A 19,362-nucleotide genomic window follows, 5' to 3' on the forward strand; every position below is an offset into this window, starting at 1 on the left:
AGCCTGTTCAGGATGGGGAGACGGGCCCCCTCAGCCCGGCAGCCGCAGCACGCCTTCGAGGGCGGCGTACGCCTCGGGCCGCGCCAGAAACACGAGCTCGTCCTCGGTGGTGAGGCGCAGTTCCGGGCGGGGAAGGCGCACGGTGCCCTCCCGCACGACGCCCACGACCTCCACCCCGGGGGGCAGGGCCAGCACGGAGAGCCGGGCGCCCTGCCAACCCGTCGGCACCGCACGCCGGTACAGCTCGCGGTCGGAGGCGAGGGGGGTGGGGCTGCCCGGCCCGGCCGGGGCGTCGAGCGGGGTGCCGGTCGCGCCGTCCGGGGAGCGGCGGGGGGCCAGCCGGACCCCCTCGGGCAGAAGTGTCACCGCGCCCCCGGCGTGGACGGCACTCGCGGCGCGGGAGCGGGCCTGACCGGGCAGCAGCCCCGACTCGCCGCTGATCAGGTGGGCCAGCCCCGCCGTGAGCAGGGCGGTGGGCAGCATGGCGTCCCCGCCCCAGGCGACCGCCAGCAGCGCCGCCGCCACGGGCACGTTCAGGGTGGTCGTCAGGAAGGCGACCGCCCCGACGAGCGCGCCCACCGCCGGGTCCACCCCCAGCCACGTCGCCAGCCCGGTGCCCAGCAGCCCGCCCACCCCGACCGACGGCAGCACGCCCCCCCCGAAGGCCAGACGCGCCCCCAGCGCGAGGAGCAGCCAGCGCCACGCGCCCACCCCCACCGCCTCGGGCCCCAGGAGGCCCGCCAGCCCGAGCTGCACCCAGCCCGACCCGTCCCCCAGCACGGCGGGGGTGCCCAGGGCGGCCAGCGCCGCCGTGAGCAGGCCGAAGGCGCCGCCCAGGACCACGCGCTGCGGCCCGGTCGTCCAGGAGCCCGGCACCACCCGGCAGGCGAGGAGGGACGCCCAGCCCGCCAGCGTCACCGCCAATGCCACCCCCGCCAAGCGCAACCCCTGGGGCAGGCCGGGCACCTGGAGGGCCTCCACGCTGAAGAGGGGCGTGAACCCGAAGACCGCGCCGTACACGGCATACGCCGCCACCGAGGCGAGCACGCAGGGCATCAGCACCTCGAACTCGAACTCGAAGCGGCGGTACAAGACCTCGGTGACGAGGACCGCCGCCGCCAGCGGTGCGTGGAGGACCGCCCCCAGCCCCGCCGCCGCCCCCGCCAGCGTCAGGGTGCGCGTCTCCACCGCGTCGAGCCGGGTGGCCCGGCGCAGCACCCGCGCGCCGAGTTGCCCGACCACCGTGAAGGGAGCGTCGCGGCCCACCAGCAGCCCGACCCCGTAGCCCAGCAGCGTGCCCGCCAGCGTCAGGAGTTGCCGGGGCGGGGCGGGCCACTGCCCCCGCGCGTGGTAGCCCCCCACGAGCTGAGCCAGGGGATCACCCGTGTCCCTGGGGACCAGCCACGCGCAGGCGGCCCCCACGAGGGGCAGGGCGAGCAGTCCCCACGGCAGCGCCGTCCCGACAAAGGCCATCAGCAGCCCGCCCTCGCCGGGGGTGCCGGGGGGCGAGTAGCCCGTGACCTCCGCTCCCAGGCGCAGCAGCAGGTCAAGCCCCAGCCGCAGCGGGATGCACAGCCCCCCCACCAGGGCACCGAGCACCACGCTCAGGACGACCAGCCGCCCGGTCTCCAGGCGGGTCCGGACGGCGCGGGGCAGGGGGGAACGCACGGGGAGCATGGTAGTGCAGGGGTGAGGGGTTAGGGATGGGGGGGTGGATGTGAGCACCCTCCTGACTCCTCACCCCGCCCCCCTACTTCAGCCCGAACACCGCCGCGTCCTTCCCCGGCAGGCTGAGGTGCAGCCACCCACCGCCCACGCTCATCTTCGCGTCCTGTCCCGCGTAGAGGCCGCGCGTGACGGCCCCGTCCGCCGCCGTGAGCCCGAGAGTACTCAGTCGCACGCTGTAGGTCTTCCGCTCCCTGCCCCCGTGCCACGCCGCCAGCACCCGCTCCCCGTCCACCTCGCGGGTGAGGAGCAGGAGGTCGTCTTGCAGGGCGCCCGGCACAGACAGGAGGGTCTGGGCCCCCACACTCAGCGCGCGGCTCGCCTTGCGAACGGCGATGGCGTCCCGCGCGGCGCCGTACACGGCCTTTTCCCCGGGCGTCCACTCGTTCTCGAAGCGCATGTCACGGCGGTTGTCGGGATCGTTGCCGCCGCGCATGGCTATCTCGGTGCCCTGCCAGATCACGGGCACCCCCTTGAGCGTCATCAGCGCCCGCAGGCCGTAGCGGGTGCGGGCCTGCCCCTCGTCCTCGAAGAGGGAGCCCTGCGCGAAGCGGGGAAGGTCGTGGTTGTCGAGGAAGAGCGCCACCTCGCCGGGCCGCACGAGTTCGCCCTGCCGGGAGAGCACGTTCGCCACCTGGGTCAGGCCCTGCCCGCCCATCAGGCTCTTTTGCATCGCCTCTTGCAGGCTGAAGAGGAACAGGCTGTCGAAGCCCTCCCGCTGCCACTCGGCCACCGTGCCCGTGTCGGCGCCGTACCACTCGCCCAGCGTCCACGTTCCGGCGGCGCGGTCGCGGGCGAGGAGGTCTTTCAGGAAGGGCCGCTCCACGTGCCGGATCGCGTCGTACCGGAAGGCGTTCACCCCGCGCGCCCGCCAGAAGTCCGCGTTCCCGAGGAGGAGGTCGCGCACCTCGGGACTCGACTGCTTGAGGTCGGGGAGCCCGGCGAGGGGACAGTCCACGTCCTTATTGGTCGTCTTGTCGCACTCGGCCTGCCCGTTGAACCAGGTCGGGTGTTGTTTCACCGCCTCCGCCGCGTACCCGTAGTGGTTGATCACCTGATCGAGCACCACCCGCAGCCCCGCCCCCCTGGCCGCCGTCACGAGGGCGCCGAAGTCGGCCAGGGTCCCGAAGTGCGGGTCCACGTCCCGGAAGTCGGCGGGCCAGTAGCCGTGGTACGGCGCGGTGTCGAAGGAGTTGACCGCCTGCTGCCGGTAGATCGGCGTGAGCCAGACGGCGGTCGCCCCGAGCCCCCGGATGTAGGGCACTTTCGCCGTCAGCCCCGCGAGGTCCCCGCCGTGCCAGGCGCGGGGGTCGCTGCGGTCCACGCCCGCGTTGTTCGACGCATTTCCGTCGGCGAAGCGGTCGGGCATGACCTGATAGATGATCTGTCCCTCCCAGGAGGGCAGGGCCGGAGAGGAGGTCTGCGCGCCCGCCAGGGAGGCCAGGAGCGCGCCGAACAGGGGAAGGCGGCGCATAGGTAGGGACATGGTAGGGGAAAGGCAGCGGGCCCCGCCTCCGTTCGGCCTCCCGCCCGTTGTGCCCTCTTCTGGAGCCTCACCAGAAGGTATTGCTCCAGCCCGCCTGACGTTCCTCCCGGAACCGTTGCACCCATTCCTCCGTCAGCGCGTCCGCGAGCCGCGTGAACGCCGGGGGAGCGACGGGAACGCGGGTGGGGAGGTCCAGATGCGTCAGCACCGCGCGAACCGTCCCCTCGTAGTCGCGGATGAAGTCCTCGTAGACGAGCGTGAGGGGCAGGATGCCCCCCTCGGCGAAGAACTCCTCTATGGCTGCCTCGCGCAGGCTGCACTCGGCGAACAGGTGGTTGATCGCGTCGAAGGAGTAGCGGCCTTGCAGGTCCCCGTCCTGCGGCGCCTGCCCGTGCCTGCGGTGCCACTCGCCCGACACGATGGCCCGCCACCACGAGACGGCCAGCCGGACCTTGTTGCGGCGCGTCATGTAGAGGTGCCGGGAATTGGGGAACATGGCCTGCCAAACGTCCGGGCGGGGCATCTCCGGGGGGAGGGCCAGTTCCCGGCGGAAGGTCTGTATCCACTGCCCGAACCTCTGATCTGGCCCGTACTTCAGACCGAACACGCCGCCCTGTGTGGTGCCCGCCCGCAGCATCTCCTGGAGGTCGCGGAGCGTCGTCGTCCTTGGATCACGGTCGTTGAGCCATTCTGCGGGTCGTCCCGCGACGCCCGTGGACCCCAGGGCTTCGCAGAGCAGGGTGCTGCCCGTCCGCTGGGAGAACCAGATCGTGTAACAGAGGTCGGGCTGCGGGCCTTCCACACCCCACTGTGGCCCATCGGGATCGGCGCCGCCTCCGCCCGATGACCTAGCTGGTGCCGGAGCTGCTGTGCCGGTTGCTGATCCTCAGGGGTTGGAAACGCCTCACCCCGTGTTCCGCACCCCCGCCGCGATGCCCTGGAGGCTGACCATCAACGGACGCTCGAACTCGTCCAGGCCCCCCTCCGACGAGCGGGCGCGGCACAGCAGCTCGGCCTGGATGCGGTGGATGGGGTCGATGTACGGGTTGCGCAGCCCGATGCTCTCGCGCAGCCGGGGCTCGTTCGCCAGCAGTTCGGCGCCCACCGCCTCCTGCACCAGGCAGACGGTCTCGTCGAACGTCTCCTTCAGCCGCGCGGCGAGGTCGTGGTTCTCGGTGAGCCGCAGGTACTCGCCGAAGATCAGGAAATCGCTCTTGGCGAGGCTCATCTGCGCGTTGTCGAGAATCGTGCGGAAGAAGGGCCACCCGGCGTACATCGTGCGGGCCAGCTCCGGGCCGAGTTCGCGCAGCCCCTCGGCGAGGCCGTACCAGCCGGGGAGGTTCGCGCGGTTCTGCGTCCAGCTCATCACCCAGGGGATCGCGCGCAGGTTCGAGAGGCTCGGCGCCCCGGGCCGCCGCACGGGCCGCGAGGCGATGTTCAGCCGGGCGATCTCGTGGATGGGCGTCACGTCCTCGAAGAAGGGGATGAAGGCCGGGTCGTCCACCAGGGCGCGGTAGGCGGCGGCGCTCGCCTTCGCGGCCCGGTCCATCGCCCCCGTCCACTCGGCGGGCGGGTCCTGCGCGGGGCGGGCGGCGGCGAGCATCAGGCCGTAGAGCGCCTGTTCGAGGTTGCGTCGGGCGAGGACCGGGTGGCTGTACTTGTCCGCCAGCGCCTCCCCCTGCTCGGTGATCCGCAGCCCCACGTCGATGGTCCCGGCGGGCTGCCCCAGGATCGCGCGGCTCGCCGGGCCGCCCCCCCGCCCGATGCTCGTGCCGCGCCCGTGGAAAAACCGCCAGCGCACCCCCGCCCGGCGGCACACGTCGCTGATTTTCCGCTGGGCCTCGTGCAGCGCCCAGTTCGCTGCCAGAAAGCCCGTGTCCTTGTTCGAGTCGCTGTAGCCTAGCATGATCTCCTGCACGTCCCCGCCCAGCACCGCGCGGTACTCGGGCAGGCTGAGGAGTTCCCACACGACCTGCGGCGCGCGGGAGAGGTCGGCCAGCGTCTCGAAGAGGGGCACCGGCAGCACCCGGAAGCCCACCTCTCGGGCGAGCAGGAGGGGTTCGAGCACGTCCGACACGCTCTCGCTCATGCTGATGACGTACCGCCCGAAGGCGCGGGGACCCACGAGCCGGGTCGCCGCCTGCACCTCGCGGATGGGGCCGACGGCCATCTCCAACTCCTCCGGCAAGGCCGCCCCGGCGGGCCAGAGGGGACGGCGGGAGCGCAGTTCGCGGGTGAGCAGTTCCTGCTTGGCGTGCTCGGGGAGGTTCCCGTAGTCCGGCTCCACCCCCGCCTCCGCGAGCAGCCGCGCGACCGCCGCCCCCGTCTGCGCGCTGTGCTCGCGCACGTCGAGGCTCACGAGGTGCTGGCCGAATACCCGCGCTACCGCGAGGAGCGGCGTGAGGAGCTGGTCGGCGCTGCGGTGCTGACCGTCGGCATGGAGCCGCGCCTGGAGGGCTTCGAGGCGGGGAAGCAGTTCGACCCTTTCCCCGTCCCGGATCGCGTTGTGCAGCTTCTGCAACTCCTGGCGGTACGGCTCCTGCCCCTGCCCCTGCGAGCCCGTCTCGTCCTGGCTGAGGTCCGAGTACGCCTGCCGGATGGAGGCCAGCAGCAACTCGCGCGCCCGCTCGCGGTGCAGACTCAAAGCCTCGCGGGTCGCCTCCGGGGTCACGAAGGGGTTGCCGTCGCGGTCCCCGCCCATCCACGAGGAGAAGGAGAGGGGGAGCCGGGCGTCCGTGTCCCGCCCGTACACCTGCCGGAAGCCCCGCGCGAGGTCGCGTTGCAGGTTGGGAAGCGCCTGGGCGATGCTCGCCACGTAGGTCAGGCCACCCTTCACCTCGTCGAGGACGGTGGGCCTCAGGCGCCGAAGTTCGGGCGTGCTCCACATCGCCTCGACGTGGGCGGCGACCCGCTCCTGCCCCGCCTCGTCGAGGGTGGGGATGTCGCGGGCCACCTCGACGAGGTGGTGGCGGATCGTGCGCCGCCGCATCTCGGTGGGGTGCGCGGTGAAGGTGAGCCCCAGGTCGAGCCGCGCGATCAACTCCTCGGCCTCCTCAGCGCTGACCCCCTGGGCCCTCAGGTCCACCAGCGCCTGCTCGATGCTCTGGGGCCGCACCCCCTGGATGCCCGAGAGCACCCGCACCCGCTCGTACTCCTCGGCGAGGTTCACGAGCTGGAAGTACCAGGAGAAGGCGCGCACCAGGTTCTCGGCTCCTGAAGCGTCGAGCCCCGAGAGCAGGGCGCGCAGTTCCGCGTCGTCCCCGCCCGCCCGCACGTCGCGCACGAGGGCCCGGGTGCGCTCCACGAGGTCGAAAAAGGCCTCGCCCTCCTGCTCCTTGAGGACCTGCCCGAGCGTGCGGCCGAGCACGTTCACGTCACTGCGAATGCCCATCGTCTTCCCCCTCCACGTAACGGTAACGGTCCACCCCGAGGGCCCGCCCCCCCGCCATCTGGACAATCACCCCGTTCAGCTCGGCTGGCCCCTCCGCCACCCCGAAGCGGTGCGGCCGCTCGGTCAGAAACTTCGCTATCGGTCCCCCGGGCGCCGCGCCGATCACGCTGTCCCTCGGCCCGGTGAACCCCGCGTCCGTCTGGAAGGCCGTCCCGCCGGACAGGACGCGGGTGTCGGCGGTAGGGACGTGGGTGTGCGTGCCGATCACGGCGGCCACCCGCCCGTCGAGGTGCCAGGCGAGCGCGGCCTTCTCGCTCGTGGCCTCGGCATGGAAGTCCACGAACACGTTGCCGAGGTCCGGCCGCTCCAGCAGCTCGTCCATCGCCCGGAAGGGGTTCGCCACCGCCTCCATAAAGACCCGCCCCAGCAGGTTCACGACCGTCAGGCGCTCGGTGGTGCCGTCCGCCGCCCGCACGTCGAAACTGCGCCAGCCCACGCCGGGCGTGCCGGGGTCGGTGTAGTTCAGGGGCCGGACGATGGGGTACCGCTCCTCGTCGAGCATCAGCGAAAACACGTCCTTGTGGTGCCAGGCGTGATTGCCGAGGGTGATGCAGCCTGCCCCCGCCCGCAAGATGCCGTCGGCCGCCTCCCGGTGAAGCCCGAAGCCCCCCGCCGCGTTCTCGCCGTTCACGACCACGAAGTCGAAGCGGTGCCGGAGAACCGGCAGGTGCGCCCCCAGCACCCGGCGCCCGGGCGCCCCGTACACGTCCCCCACGAACAGCACCCGCAACATGCCCCCACCCTAGCGCGGTGGCTCCGGTGCCACCTCCATCATCTAACCTTTACCTTCCGAGCAGGGGGGGCGTTAGAATGAGCCCCCGGGAAGGGGTGCGAGCAGGTTGACGAGGACGCTTGGGAAGCCGAAAAAGAGCGAACGTGACGAAGTTCCGACCATTCCTCACCCGCGCCTCACGCAGGGGCGTGGCTGGGTGTGGGGGAACTGTGGGGCTTGCTCACGTCTTCCTCACAGCACGCACGCTAGGTTACCCCTGTGAGTGGAGGTGGCCTGACCCGGAGCGTGCGCGAGAGGCGCGCGGGCCTCCCTGTTCCCCGGGGTAGGCGGGGCTTCCGTGTTTGACGACCTCGACTTCTTCGGGGCGCCGTCCGCTCCCGCCCGCCCTGCTCAGCGCCCCGCGCCCCAGGACCCGGCGGCGCGTCCGGGGCTGCGGCAGTTGCTGCTGGAGGCCCAGCCGTCGGCGCTCTTCCTGCTCGACGGGGCGGGCCTGCTCCTGGAGGTCGGCGGGGCGTGGGAGGGGGTCACGGGGACGAAGCCCGAGGAGGCCGCCGGGCAGCCCCTGCACCGCTGGCTGCGCTACGACCGCGCCCGGCACCCAGGGGCGCTGCGGGTCGGGCAGGGGGTGCTGGAGGAGATCACGCTCGTCACGCCGCTGCACACCCAGGTCGTGCGGGCGACCTGGGGAGCGCGGGGCGAGTACGTGGCGGGCACCCTGGAACCGCTCGCCCCCGCCGCCCAGCACGCCTTCCGCACCGCCGAGCGACTCCAGGACACCGAGCGGGCCCTCGACGAGACGGTCAACTTCCTGGGGGTGAGCCAGGACGCCTGGCAGGCCGAGCATATCCGCCGGATCGTGGACTTCGCGGGGCGCCTCGCCGAGGCGGCGGGCCTGCCTCCCGCCGAGGTGAACGCCGTGCGCTGGGGCGCGGCCCTGCACGACATCGGCAAGGCGCGGGTGCCCCAGGCGATCCTCCAAAAGCCTGGCCCCCTCGACCCCCTGGAGTACGAGGTGATTCTCCAGCACCCCGTCTGGGGGGTGCAGCTCCTCGCCGACCTGCCGTTCCTGCCCGCGCCCACGGTGGACGCCGTGCGCCACCACCACGAGCGCTGGGACGGCCAGGGGTATCCGCTGGGCCTGGAAAGGGGCCGCATTCCCCTCGCCGCCCGCATCGTGGCGGTGGCCGACGTGTTCGACGCCCTGACCAGCGCCCGCCCCTACAAGACCGCCTGGAGCTACCAGGACGCCGTCGAGCACCTCATCGGCGAGGCCGGGCGCCACTTCGACCCCCGGCTCACCCGCCTGTTCGTGTGCGTGGTGCTGGGCTTCGACCACCTCGAAGGCCGCTTCGCGGACGGTTCGGCGCCGCTGGGCTGACAGCGGTGGCCGTGGAGGTCGGAGGGAAATCCTGCGGCTTCTGCGGCCCGAGTGGACCGGCAACGCTGTCCAGCAGAGCGAGGAACCGTGATGGGAGCGGCTGGCGTGGAGTTGGCGGGGCGCGGGTTGTCCTGGCAACGGAGTGGAGCACCGCGATGAGCGCCCGCGCGAGGAATCGGGCGGCGTTCCTCCTGCCCCGGGTCACGCTGGGCGAAGGGTTGATCCACGGTCGAGCCGTCCGACCATGAACTCGGCATCCAACCTGCTTCCGGCCCCATCCGTGTGAATCCCGCACGCCGCACCTGGCCCGGCGTGGTCGGCTTCAACTCTCCACGGGATTCACTGACCGGACGGCCGAGTTGTCGCCCTGCACCGCTCTTCCCCGCCACCGGACCCATCTCATCGCGGACGCCTCCAAACGTCTCGTCCGGGGGATTCGGAGAGCCGTGGGCGTCGGTTCAGGACGTCTACGCCAGTTCCGCCCGGGCCTCCTGCTCCCGCCGGAACTGGAGGTCGTACAGGTCCCGGTACAGCCCACCCGCCGCCATCAGCTCGGCGTGGGTGCCGTCCGCCACGACCTGCCCGCCGTCCATCACCAGGATGCGGTCGGCGTTCCGAATGGTGCTCAGGCGGTGCGCGATCACGAAGGTCGTGCGGCCCCGCATCAGCCGCTCCAGCGCGGACTGCACCAGCGCCTCCGACTCGTTGTCGAGCGCACTCGTCGCCTCGTCGAGGATCAGGATGCGGGGGTCCTTGAGCAGCGCGCGGGCGATGGCGACGCGCTGGCGCTGCCCGCCCGAGAGCTTCACCCCCCGCTCGCCCACCACGGTGGCGTACCCGGCCGGAAAGGCGGCGATGAAGTCGTGCGCGTTGGCGGCGCGGGCGGCGGCCTCGACCTCCTGTGCCGTGGCGTCCGGGCGCCCGTAGCGGATGTTCTCCTCGACCGAGCCCGAAAAGAGCAGCGTCTCCTGCGGCACGAGCCCCACCTGGGCGCGCAGTTCCTCGGGCGCGTATTCCCGCACGTCGCGCCCGTCCACCCGCAGCTCGCCCGCCGTCACGTCCCAGAAACGCGGGATCAGGCTCACCAGGGTCGTCTTGCCTGCCCCGCTGGGCCCCACGAGCGCGACGACCTGACCGGCGGGCACGTCGAACCTCACGTCCTGCAAGACGGGCGCGTCCCCGTAGCGGAAACTCACCCGGTCGAAGGTCACCCGGCCCTGAGCGCGGGGCAGCGGCGCGGGGGAGGCCGGGACGGGGAGGTCGCTGCGCTCGTCGAGCAGCTCGAAGATGCGGCCTGACGCCCCCAGCGCCTCCTGGAACTGGTTGAAGATGCCCGTCAGGGAGGCGACCGTGCCCCCCACCTGGAGGGCGTAGATCAGGAAGGTGACGAGGTTGCCGGGGGTGAGCCCGCCCGTCATGACCTGCCGCCCGCCGTACCACAGCAGCGCGGCGAGCGACCCGAAGGTCAGGAAGCTCAGCGTGCCGCCCATCAGGGCCTGGAGGCGGGCACGTTTCAGGGCCGCGCGGAAGCTGGCGAGGACGCCCCGCCCGTACCGCTCCCGCTCGATCCCTTCCGCCGTGAAGCTCTGCACCACCCGCACCCCGCTGATCGCCTCCTCCGCGCTCGCGTTCGCCCCGGCCACCGCGTCCTGCACCTCGCGGCTGACCCGGCGAATCCGGCGCCCGATGAGGACCGCCGTGCCGATCACGAGGGGGATCACCGCGAGGGTGAACAGGCTCAGGCGCGGGCTCGTCGTGATCAGCAGGACGACGGCCCCGACCAGGCTGACCGTCTGGGCGGCGAGCTGCGCCAGGGCCGTGCTCGTCACCGTCTGCACGGTGCCCACGTCGGCGGTGAGGCGGCTCGTGAGGTCCCCGGTCTTGTGGTCGGCGAAAAAGCGCGGCGAGAGGGTGAGGAGGTGGGAAAAGAGGGCCCGCCGCAGGTCGGCCACCACCCCCGCCCCCACCCGCGCGAGCAGGTACGACTGCGCCGCCGCGAAGAGGGACGAGAGGGCGAAGATGCCGATGAGGGCGAGCACCGTCCGGTCGAGTGGCCCGGTGTCCGTGCTTCCCACCCGCAGGAAGGAGGCGTCGATCAGCCGCCCGAACAGCAGCGGGAAGACCAGATTCAGGCCGCTGGAGACCAGCGTGGCGATCACGCCCACCGCGAAGATGCCCCGGTAGGGCCGCGCGAAGGCGAGCAGCCGCGCGAGCTGCCGGGGGTCGCGCCTCACGCGCGGTGCGTCGGGGTCCCGGGCCACGGGGACGGAGCGGGAGGGGCGCGAGAGCATGGGGCCAGGGTACGCCCCGCGCGGGAAAAAGAAGTGCGCCCGGGACAGGCTTTTGCCTTGACCCGGTTCAGGATGTCTACGACGGCAAGGAAGCGTCGTTCTGTTGCCCCTCTCCCCGGGTGGGACCTGCAAAGCTGCGAAGCAGAGAGGGCGTTGCGAAGCAACGGGTGAGGGGGCGTGTGACCAGCCCCGTCGCTCCCCCAGGGCCAAGCAACGCCCGGCCCCCTATGGAGGGAGAGGAGAGAAAAGCCTGCGCCCGGGGGCTTTTGACGGCCGCAGGTGGGCTCCCGCGCCGTCTACCCCTGGTCCCCGACGGTGTTGTTGAGGGCCACCCAGAAGGCCGTCAGGGTGCGCATCGCCTCCACCGTGCCGTCGAACGAGACGGGTTTGACGACGTACGCGTTCGCGCCGCTCGCGTAGCTGCTGTAGACGTCCCCGTCCGCCTGCGACGTGGTGAGCATGACGACCGGGAGGTGGCGCAGCCGGGCATCACGCCGCAGTTCTCCCAGCACCTCCAGGCCGCTCATCCTCGGCATGTTCAGGTCGAGCAGCACGACGTGGGGATCACCCGTGCCCCGGCTCGCGTGCGGGCCCTCGCGCCGCAGGAAGGCGAGGGCGTCGGCTCCGTCGCGGGCCACCGACACGACCGCGCCCAGCCCGGACAGTTCGAGCGCCGCCTGCGCGAGGATCACGTCCGTCTCGTTGTCGTCCACCAGCAGCACGTGACGCCCCGCCATCGCCGGCCTACCAGCGTGGGCGCGGCGCCGACGGCGTGCGCGACAGGTTCGACCAGAAGTGACCCACCGCGTTCACGGTCGCCTCGAATTCCTCCGGCCCCACGGGCTTGCTGATGAAAAACGCCGCGCCGAGGTCGCGCGCGGCCCGGGCGTCGTTCGCCTCCTCGCTTACCGTGAGGATCACGACCGGCAGAAACGACAGGCGCTCGTCGCGCTTGATCTCGTCGAGCACGTCGAGCCCGGGCATGTCGGGAAGGCCCAGGTCGAGGATCACGAGGGCGGGCAGGGTGTCCTCCCGCCCCTGGAAGGCGCCCGCCCGCCGCAGGAAGTCGAGCCCGGCCTGGCCGGTCTGCACGGCCGTCACGTCGAACCGGCCGTGCCCCGCGAAGGCCCGGCGGCCCAGTTCGATTGCCTGCGCGTCGTCTTCGATCAGGAGCACATAGGGCTGCATGCCGCTCCATTGTACCCGCCCTGGTATCGTCGGAGTCCGGGAGGGTGGGGCATGACGAGTTCGGGACAGGAGGGGGGGCGCGGCGACCTGCTGGAAATGTTCGCCGAGGCCTTCGACCGCGCGCCGGTCGGCTTCGCCCTGTTCGACACGGCCGCGCGGTACGTGCGCGTCAACCGGGCGCTCGCCGAGATGAACGGCCTGCCGCCCGAGGCGCACGTGGGCCGGTCGGTCCCCGAGCTGCTGCCGCACCTGCCGCCCGGGGTCGTGCGGGGCCTGGAGGAAACCCTGCGCACGGGGAAGGTCGGCCCGGCCACCGAGGTCGTGGGCGAGACGCCCGCCGCGCCGGGGAGGCAGCGCACCTGGCTTCTCACCCCGTACCCGCTCTGCGGACAGGGGGGCCGCGTGCTCGGCGCGGCGGGCCTTGTCGTGGAGACGACCGAGCGCAGGCGGGACGAGGAGGCCCTGCGCGAGCAGGCCGAGTTGCTCGCCCTCGCCAACGAGACGGTGATCCTGCGCGACCCCGGGAGCCGCGTCACCAGCTGGAATGCCGCCGCCACGGCGATGTACGGCTACACGGCCGGGGAGGCGCTCGGGCGGGTGACGCACGACCTGCTGCGCACGCGCTTTCCCGAGTCGAAGGGGGCCGTGGACCGGGCGCTGCTGCGGCACGGCTACTGGGAGGGCGAGCTGACGCACCGCACGCGCGGCGGCGAGGAGATCGTGGTGCTCAGCCGTCAGGCGGCGCGGCGCGGGCGGCGAGGTACGCGCGGTTGTGGAGATCAACTGGGACATCACCGCCCGCAAGCGGGCCGAGCGGGAGCTGGAGGAACTGAACCGGACCCTGGAACGCCGCGTTCGGGAACGCACCCGCGAACTCAGCGCGCAGGGGGAGGAACTGGAGGCCTTCGCGTACACCGTCGCGCACGACCTGCGCGCCCCGCTGCGCTCGATCTCCGGCTTTGCCAGCGCGGTCACCCAGGACTACGCGCCGCTCCTCGACGAGGACGGGCGGGACATGCTGGGCCGCATCCGGGCGAGCGCCGAGCGGATGGACGAGCTTATCCGCGACCTGCTCGCGTACAGCCACCTCGGCCGCGCCGAACTGCGCCCCGGGCCGGTGAGCCTGGACGGCGTGTTCGGCAGCATCCTCGCGGGCCTGCGGGCCGAGGTGGAGGCGGGCGGCGCGGAGGTGGACCTCGCCGGGCCGCTCGGCACCGTGTGGGGCCATGAGGCGACGGTGTGGCAGGTGGCGGCGAACCTGCTCGGCAACGCCCTGAAGTTCGTCGCGCCCGGCGTGCGGCCCCGCGTGCGGGTGTGGGCCGAGACGCGCGGCGGCCTGCGGCGGGTGTGGGTGGAGGACAACGGCATCGGGGTGGACGTCCGGCACGAGCAGCGCATCTTCCGGGTGTTCGAGCGGCTGCACACCCTGGAGGCGTACCCGGGCACCGGGGTGGGGCTCGCCATCGTCAGGAAGGGTCTGGAGCGCATGAACGGCCGCGTGGGCGTCCGGCCGCGCGAGGGGGGCGGCAGCCGTTTCTGGTTCGAGCTGCCGCTCGCTCCCGGGGAGGCGGCGTGAACGCGGACGTGCTGCTCGTCGAGGACAGCGCGGACGACGTGCTGTTCATCCGGCGGGCGTTTGGCGGCACCGACCTCGACGTGACGCTGCGGGTGGCGCGCGACGGCGAGCAGGCCCTGGAGGAACTCGCGGCGCCCCGCCCCCCCGACCTCGTGCTCCTCGATCTCAGGCTGCCGCGCCTGGGCGGGCTGGAGGTGCTGGCCTGGCTGCGTGCGCAGGCGCACCTCGCGCGGGTGCCGGTGGTGGTGCTCACCACCTCGCACGAGCCCCGGGACGTGCGCGGGGCGTACGACGTGGGCGCGACCTCGTACCTCGTCAAGCCCGTGAACGCCGAGGCCCTGCGCACGCTCGTGCAGACCCTCGGCCTGTACTGGCTGCGCCTGAACACGCCCGCCCCCGACGGGTAACCCGGCCCGCGCCGCCACCCCGCTCCGGGTACAGTGGGGCCGTGTTGTCCAACCGTTCAGGCCTCCCGCCCCGGCAGACGGGGTGAACGCCGTCCTCGCCGCCCTGGTCTTCGCGCTGACTCTCTGGCTGGTGATCGCGCGCCCCCGGGGTCTGAGCGTCGCGTTCGGCGCGGCCATCGGGGCCTTCCTGGCGCTGCTGCTCGGGCTCGTCCACCTCCCGGACCTCCTGGCGGTGTGGCGCGCCACCTGGAACGCCACCTTCACCCTGGTCGCCCTGATCGTGCTCAGCCTGCTGCTGGGCGAGGCGGGGCTCTTCCGCTTTCTGGCCCTGCACGTCGCCCGCCTCGCCGGTGGGCACACGGGGCGCCTCTTCGTGCTGCTGGTGCTGTTCGGGGCCCTGCTCGCGGCCCTTTTCGCCAACGACGGCGCGGTCCTGATCCTCACGCCCATCGCGCTCGAACTGTGCGGGCTGCTGAGCTTTTCCCGGGCCGCGTCCGTGGCCGTCCTCTTCGCCGTGGGCTTCGTCGTGGACGCTGCCAGCCTGCCGTTCGTGACGTCGAACCTCACCAACATCATCACCGCCGACCTGTTCGGCCTGAGCTTCACGCGCTACGCGGGCGTCATGTTGCCCGTGAACCTCGCGGTCGTCGCCGCCAGCCTCGGCGTGCTGTGGGCGCTCTTTCGCCGGTCCCTGCCGCCCCGCTACGACCCCGGCGCGCTGCCGGAGGCGGCCGGGGCCCTGCGCGACCCGGTGACCAGTGGGGTGGGGGCCGGGCTGATGGGCCTGCTGCTCGCCGGGTTCTTCCTCGCCCCGGCGCTGCACCTCCCGGTGAGTGCCGTGGCCCTGACGGCGGCGCTGGCCCTGCTGCTCACGGCGAGGGGGCGCGGGCGGGCGGTCGGTCCCGTCCTGCGCGCGGCGCCCTGGGACGTCGTCGTCTTCTCGCTGGGCATGTATCTGGTGGTGTACGCCCTGCAGGGCGCGGGCCTCACCGCCCTCCTCGCCGGGGGGCTCACGGCCCTCGCCCCGCTCGGCCCCTGGGCGGCGACCCTCGGGACGGGCGGCCTGGTCGCGGCCCTCTCCGCCGTGACCAACAACCTGCCCGCCGTCCTGATCGGGGCGCTGAGCATCGAGTACGCCTCCGTCCCGCCCGCCGCGCGGGAGCTGATGGTGTACGCGAACGTGGTCGCCGCCGACATCGGGCCCAAGCTCACGCCCATCGGCAGCCTCGCCACGCTGCTGTGGCTGGGGCTGCTGGAGCGGCGCGGCCTGCACGTGTCCTGGGGCGAGTACCTGCGGCTGGGCGCTCTGGTGACGCTGCCGGTGCTGCTCGTCGCGCTCGCCGCCCTCGCCTTGCGCCTGGGCTGAGCGTCAGGGCCGGGGAGATGGCGGGGCAGGCCCGGGCCGGGCCGGGGGCCCCCGGTCTTCGAGGAGTTGCCCGCTCCTGCGGTCGAAGTGCAGTTCCGCCACCACCTGAGTCCCGCTCAGCAGGTAGCAGTGGACCTGCGGCCCGACCACCCGCGCGAAGCTCGACAGGGTGAGCCCGGCGACCTGGGCCGCCAGCCGCGCCCGGGCCTGCGCTCCGAGCGTGGGAACCCCGGCCCCGGGCAGCGCCCGCTCCCCGCCGCGCGGCACGAGGTCGCCCCCCGTGGTCACAAAGGCCCGCGCCACCGTCCGGCCTGAGAACTCCAGGGGAACCACTAGGCGCCGCCCGGCCGGGGTGTCCTGCACCAGGACCGCGCCCGGCTCCAGGGCCCCCGTGACCGCCCGCGCCCGTCGCAGGTACCCCTGCGCCTCCTCGAAGGCGAGCAGCGCCTCCCTCGGCGGGGGCGGGGGGCCCGGCCGGGGGGGCGGCGCGGCGGGCGCGGGGGTCAGCAGGGCGAGAGTCAGCAACACGGCACGCACGGGGGCCTCCATCGGCGAAAGGGGCGGGGCCACGGCCTCGCCCCCCGCCCTGAACTTACCCTACGCGCCTCACCCCAAGCTGATCAGCGGCGCGGCGCGGGCGGAGTCCCCAGCAGGGCCTCGGCGGCCCGCAGCAGGGCCCGGCCCGCCTCCTGCCGCGCCCGGTCCGTGCTCAGGAGGTACACGCGCGCCTCTCGCAGGTAACCGCGCACCCGAGCGTCGGTGGTCCGGGCGAGCAACTGGTCCACGCGGGAGACCCGCGCCGCGCTTCCCCGTGGACTCTGCCCGGCGGGGCCGCACTCCGGCGGGGAAGGAGGCGTGCCGGGGCGGGCGGTGGGAGCCGGGGGAACGGGCGCCCCCGGGACGGCCGGAGCCCCCTGCGGCGCTGGAGCTATGGCCGTGCCGGGCCGGGCCACGGGGGCGGAGGTGGTCGGTCCCGTGGGAGCGGCGCCTTGTGGCGGTGTGGGGGGCTGGACCGGCGGCGGCGTTCCCGGCCGGGCCCCCGTCTGCCCCGGGACCGCCGGGGTGGGCGCGGCGCGGCCGGGGCCTGGTTGAGGAGCGACACAGCCGACAGGTGCGGGCGGGCGCGGCGCCTCCCGCTGGGGACCCGGCGTGCCGGGACGTGCCTGGCCGGGCAGATTCACCCCGGGGGCGGGGAGAGGGGCCGGTGCCGCCTGGGCCACCGCCCCGGGCAGGGTGGGCTGGGTGGGGGCGTCCGCCAGGGCGGCGCCTCCCAGACCGAGCAGCAACGTGGTAAGGAAAATCTGTCTCATGCCTTGCTCCTTTCGGGCGAGCCTTCTCGCCCTGCGGAGTCAAGGTAGGCGCGGGGGCTGAGCGTCCCCGGGTGACCCGCTGAACGTGCGCTGAATCCCGGCCGGGAGGGTGAAGCCCACCTCCAGACCCCCGGGCGTGGGGCGGGCGAACGCCTCGCCGCCGTGCGCCCGCGCGGTCGCCCGCACGATGGCGAGCCCCAGCCCGCTGCCCTCCCCGCTGCCCGGGCCCCGCACGAAGCGGCCGAACATGCGCTCCAGAAATTCGGGCTCGACCTCGGCCGGGTTCACCACGCTCACGGTCACGCCCGGCCCCTCCTCCCGAACACGCAGGGTGACGGTCTCCCCCCCGGGCGTCGCGGCCACGGCGTTGCGCACCAGATTCCACACGGCGCCCTCCACCCGTGAGCGGTCCGCCCACACTTCCGCCCGGTCGGCCTCCACCCGGAAGTGGAGGTGCGGCGCGAGGTCCGAGGCGGTCTGCGCCACGGCCCGCAGCAGCGCGGCGGGGTCGAACCGCTCGGCGAGGAGCGCCTCGCCCGCGCCGAGGCGGGTCAGCGTGAGCAGGTCGTTGACCAGCCGCCCGGCCCGGCGTGCCTCCCGGCGCAGGCCCTCCAGCAGCCGGTCACGCGCGGCGGGGTCGTCCTTGACCCGTTCCAGCACGTCCAACCCGCCCTGAAGAGCGGTCAGCGGCGTGCGCAGCTCGTGGCTGGCGTCCGCCGCGAACTGCCGCGTGCGTTCCTCCTCGGCGCGCAGGCGGGTAAAGGCGTCGTCGAGGCGGGCCAGCATCCGGTTGAGGCTGACGGCCAGCGACTGCACCTCGTCGCGTGTCCCCGTCTCGGGCAGGCGCTCGGCGAGCGACGCGGCCGACAGGTGCTCGGCCCGGCGCGCCATCTGCCGCAGGGGCGCGAGGCCCAGCCGCAGCAGCAGGGCGCCCAGCAGACCCGCGAACACGAACGCGAGGAGGGCACCCAGGCCGTAGGCGAGGAGCACGTCCCGCGTGAGGGTGCGCACCTCGTCCTCGCGCACCGCCAGCCCGATGACCGCGTCGCCCGAGCGCGCGAGCTGGAGGCCGCCCCACTCCCCGGCGCCGCTGGCCCTCACCTCCTCGACGACCGAGCGGGGGGGAGGTGAGTGCGGGCCGCTGTCGGAGTACAGCACCCCGCCCGGCGTGACGATCAGACCCCAGGTGCCCCGGGTCAGGGCGAGGTTGAAAAGTTCGTATTGCAGCAGGGTGAGCGCCTCGCGCGTCGTGCCCGCCTCGCCGTCGCGCGCCACGACCGCCACCTGGCCCGCCAGGGCGCGGGCGGCCTGCTCCCGCGCGAAGTCCCCCACCCGCAGCCCGAGGTAGACCCCCAGCGGCACGAGCGTGGCCGTCAGCAGCACCAGCAGCGCCAGCAGCAGCCGCCCGCGCAGGCTCACCCCGCCTCGTCCCTCCGCCGCAGGACGTACCCCGAGCCGCGCACGGTATGCAGCAGCTCGGGCTCGCCCAGCGCCCGGCGCAGCTGGCGCACGTACACCTCCACGATGTTGTCGTCTCCCAGGAACTCCGCTCCCCACACGCTGTCGAGCAGCACCGCCTTGGACAGCACCCGCTCGGGGTAGCGCAGGAACGTGGCGAGCAGGTCGAGCGCCCGTGGGCTGAGGTCGAGGACCCGCCCCCCGCGCGAGGCCTCGCGGAGCTGGGTGTCGAGGCACAGGTCCGCGTACCGCCACTCCCGGCCGAGCTGCGGCTGGGTGCGGCGCAACACCGCCTGCACCCGGGCGGCCAGCTCGCCGAAGACGAAGGGCTTGACCACGTAGTCGTCCGCCCCCCCCTGGAGGTGCGCGATCCGCTCGGCCACCGCGTCGCGGGCGGTGAGGATCAGGACCGGCGTGCCGCCCTGGGCGCGGACGGCCCGCAGCACGGCGCCGCCGTCCAGGCCCGGCAGGCCGAGGTCGAGGATGACGGCGTGCGGCGAGGTCGCCGAGAACAGGCTCAGGGCCTCGGAGCCGCTCGCCGCGCACGCCACGTCGTAGCCCTCGTACCGGAAGCCGAGTTCGAGCAGATCGCGGATGCCGGGATCGTCCTCCACGATCAGCACGCGTGGCCGGGGGGTGGACATGCCGGTACTGTAGCGGGCGAAGGCTGAACGCGCGCTGAACCGGTCGGCGAGCAGCGCGCGGGAGCACTTCCCCACCACGGCGGAGGCCCGGAGCCCGACGACCCCCGCCGGTCTTGGGCGGCCCACCGGGGTCGCGGTGGTGCGGTCCGCCACCACCGCGCCGAGGCGGCACGTCGTCTCCGCCCCGCTCGGCCTGCTCGTCGCGCCCCTGATCCTCGTCGTCCTGACGGTCAGGGGGAGATGCGGGCGGCGCTCCGGCACAAGCAGACGATTCGCGGTGAGGCACGGCGACCCACGCTCGAAATTCTCCCCGTCTACCGCGCCCTTCTCAGCCTGTCCCCCGGGTGAG

The 19,362-nt window shown here is 73.5% G+C and carries 16 protein-coding genes and 1 pseudogene; 5 read left to right on the forward strand and 12 right to left on the reverse strand.

Annotated elements, in window-relative coordinates; genetic code table 11:
- Positions 1 to 30 precede the first annotated feature (30 nt).
- The 5 genes from DAETH_RS06860 to DAETH_RS06880 all read right to left on the reverse strand — a co-directional run bounded on the left by DAETH_RS06860 (position 31) and on the right by DAETH_RS06880 (position 7,395).
- Positions 31 to 1,677, reverse strand: a complete 1,647-nt coding sequence (locus tag DAETH_RS06860; protein WP_264777168.1) for a chloride channel protein — start codon at positions 1,675 to 1,677, stop codon at positions 31 to 33.
- A gap of 73 nt (positions 1,678 to 1,750) precedes the next feature.
- Entirely contained in the window at positions 1,751 to 3,199 is a 1,449-nt protein-coding gene (locus tag DAETH_RS06865; RefSeq protein WP_264777169.1) for an alpha-amylase family glycosyl hydrolase, read from the reverse strand.
- A 79-nt stretch (positions 3,200 to 3,278) separates the two neighbouring features.
- A complete protein-coding gene (locus DAETH_RS06870) occupies positions 3,279 to 4,013 on the reverse strand; it encodes a Stf0 sulfotransferase family protein (protein WP_264777170.1) in 735 nt (244 codons plus the stop codon).
- A gap of 102 nt (positions 4,014 to 4,115) precedes the next feature.
- Entirely contained in the window at positions 4,116 to 6,602 is a 2,487-nt protein-coding gene (locus DAETH_RS06875; RefSeq protein ID WP_264777171.1) for a phosphoenolpyruvate carboxylase, read from the reverse strand.
- The gene (locus DAETH_RS06880; RefSeq protein WP_264777172.1) at positions 6,586 to 7,395 is read right to left on the reverse strand and encodes a TIGR00282 family metallophosphoesterase; all 810 of its coding nucleotides are present in this window, start codon (positions 7,393 to 7,395) and stop codon (positions 6,586 to 6,588) included. The genes DAETH_RS06875 and DAETH_RS06880 overlap by 17 nt, the downstream gene beginning before the upstream one ends.
- 337 nt (positions 7,396 to 7,732) lie before the next feature.
- Here DAETH_RS06880 and DAETH_RS06885 point away from each other — a divergent pair, with 337 nt between their 5' ends.
- A complete protein-coding gene (locus tag DAETH_RS06885) occupies positions 7,733 to 8,773 on the forward strand; it encodes an HD-GYP domain-containing protein (RefSeq protein WP_264777173.1) in 1,041 nt (346 codons plus the stop codon).
- A gap of 467 nt (positions 8,774 to 9,240) precedes the next feature.
- On the opposite strand, the gene DAETH_RS06890 is transcribed toward DAETH_RS06885, so the two are convergent.
- The 3 genes from DAETH_RS06890 to DAETH_RS24630 form a co-directional block, all read right to left on the reverse strand.
- Positions 9,241 to 11,064 (reverse strand): ABC transporter ATP-binding protein, encoded by a 1,824-nt coding sequence (locus tag DAETH_RS06890; protein WP_264777174.1) that lies wholly within the window; start codon positions 11,062 to 11,064, stop codon positions 9,241 to 9,243.
- A gap of 296 nt (positions 11,065 to 11,360) precedes the next feature.
- Positions 11,361 to 11,801, reverse strand: coding sequence for a response regulator (locus DAETH_RS06895; RefSeq protein ID WP_264777175.1), 441 nt, complete (start codon positions 11,799 to 11,801; stop codon positions 11,361 to 11,363).
- A 7-nt stretch (positions 11,802 to 11,808) separates the two neighbouring features.
- Complete coding sequence (locus DAETH_RS24630; protein ID WP_406585105.1) at positions 11,809 to 12,252, reverse strand: response regulator; 444 nt, start codon at positions 12,250 to 12,252, stop codon at positions 11,809 to 11,811.
- A 96-nt stretch (positions 12,253 to 12,348) separates the two neighbouring features.
- Between DAETH_RS24630 and DAETH_RS24635 the strand changes: the two are divergent.
- The 4 genes and pseudogenes from DAETH_RS24635 to arsB all read left to right on the forward strand — a co-directional run.
- Positions 12,349 to 12,942 (forward strand): annotated as a pseudogene (locus tag DAETH_RS24635) (PAS domain-containing protein); the annotation flags it as partial.
- A gap of 82 nt (positions 12,943 to 13,024) precedes the next feature.
- Positions 13,025 to 13,828, forward strand: coding sequence for a sensor histidine kinase (locus tag DAETH_RS06905; protein WP_264777177.1), 804 nt, complete (start codon positions 13,025 to 13,027; stop codon positions 13,826 to 13,828).
- Positions 13,825 to 14,235: a response regulator gene (locus DAETH_RS06910; protein WP_264777178.1), complete on the forward strand. Its 411-nt coding sequence runs from the start codon at positions 13,825 to 13,827 to the stop codon at positions 14,233 to 14,235. Before DAETH_RS06905 ends, DAETH_RS06910 begins: the two co-directional genes overlap by 4 nt.
- Before the next feature lie 82 nt (positions 14,236 to 14,317).
- Entirely contained in the window at positions 14,318 to 15,601 is a 1,284-nt protein-coding gene (gene arsB, locus DAETH_RS06915) for an arsenical efflux pump membrane protein ArsB (protein WP_264777179.1), read from the forward strand.
- Between the two features lie 3 nt (positions 15,602 to 15,604).
- Here the strand turns inward: arsB and DAETH_RS06920 are convergent, their stop codons facing one another.
- From DAETH_RS06920 to DAETH_RS06935, 4 genes are all read right to left on the reverse strand, one after another.
- Entirely contained in the window at positions 15,605 to 16,138 is a 534-nt protein-coding gene (locus DAETH_RS06920; RefSeq protein ID WP_264777180.1) for a hypothetical protein, read from the reverse strand.
- A gap of 83 nt (positions 16,139 to 16,221) precedes the next feature.
- Entirely contained in the window at positions 16,222 to 16,911 is a 690-nt protein-coding gene (locus tag DAETH_RS06925; protein WP_264777181.1) for a hypothetical protein, read from the reverse strand.
- Positions 16,912 to 16,950: 39 nt separating this feature from the next.
- On the reverse strand, positions 16,951 to 18,330 hold the full coding sequence (locus DAETH_RS06930; protein ID WP_264777182.1) for a sensor histidine kinase: 1,380 nt from the start codon (positions 18,328 to 18,330) through the stop codon (positions 16,951 to 16,953).
- The gene (locus DAETH_RS06935; RefSeq protein ID WP_264777183.1) at positions 18,327 to 19,274 is read right to left on the reverse strand and encodes a response regulator transcription factor; all 948 of its coding nucleotides are present in this window, start codon (positions 19,272 to 19,274) and stop codon (positions 18,327 to 18,329) included. Before DAETH_RS06935 ends, DAETH_RS06930 begins: the two co-directional genes overlap by 4 nt.
- Positions 19,275 to 19,362 lie beyond the last annotated feature (88 nt).

The organism is Deinococcus aetherius, from assembly GCF_025997855.1.
GTDB classification, from domain to species: Bacteria; Deinococcota; Deinococci; order Deinococcales; family Deinococcaceae; genus Deinococcus; species Deinococcus aetherius.

Excerpts from the sequence above, each read along its gene's own strand:
- DAETH_RS06890 (WP_264777174.1), bottom strand. The coding sequence starts at position 11,064 with ATGCTCTCGCGCCCCTCCCGCTCCGTCCCCGTGGCCCGGGACCCCGAC.
- DAETH_RS06925 (WP_264777181.1), bottom strand. The coding sequence starts at position 16,911 with ATGAGACAGATTTTCCTTACCACGTTGCTGCTCGGTCTGGGAGGCGCC.
- DAETH_RS06895 (WP_264777175.1), bottom strand. The coding sequence starts at position 11,801 with ATGGCGGGGCGTCACGTGCTGCTGGTGGACGACAACGAGACGGACGTG.
- DAETH_RS06860 (WP_264777168.1), bottom strand. The coding sequence starts at position 1,677 with ATGCTCCCCGTGCGTTCCCCCCTGCCCCGCGCCGTCCGGACCCGCCTG.
- DAETH_RS06875 (WP_264777171.1), bottom strand. The coding sequence starts at position 6,602 with ATGGGCATTCGCAGTGACGTGAACGTGCTCGGCCGCACGCTCGGGCAG.
- DAETH_RS24630 (WP_406585105.1), bottom strand. The coding sequence starts at position 12,252 with ATGCAGCCCTATGTGCTCCTGATCGAAGACGACGCGCAGGCAATCGAA.
- DAETH_RS06880 (WP_264777172.1), bottom strand. The coding sequence starts at position 7,395 with ATGTTGCGGGTGCTGTTCGTGGGGGACGTGTACGGGGCGCCCGGGCGC.
- DAETH_RS06865 (WP_264777169.1), bottom strand. The coding sequence starts at position 3,199 with ATGCGCCGCCTTCCCCTGTTCGGCGCGCTCCTGGCCTCCCTGGCGGGC.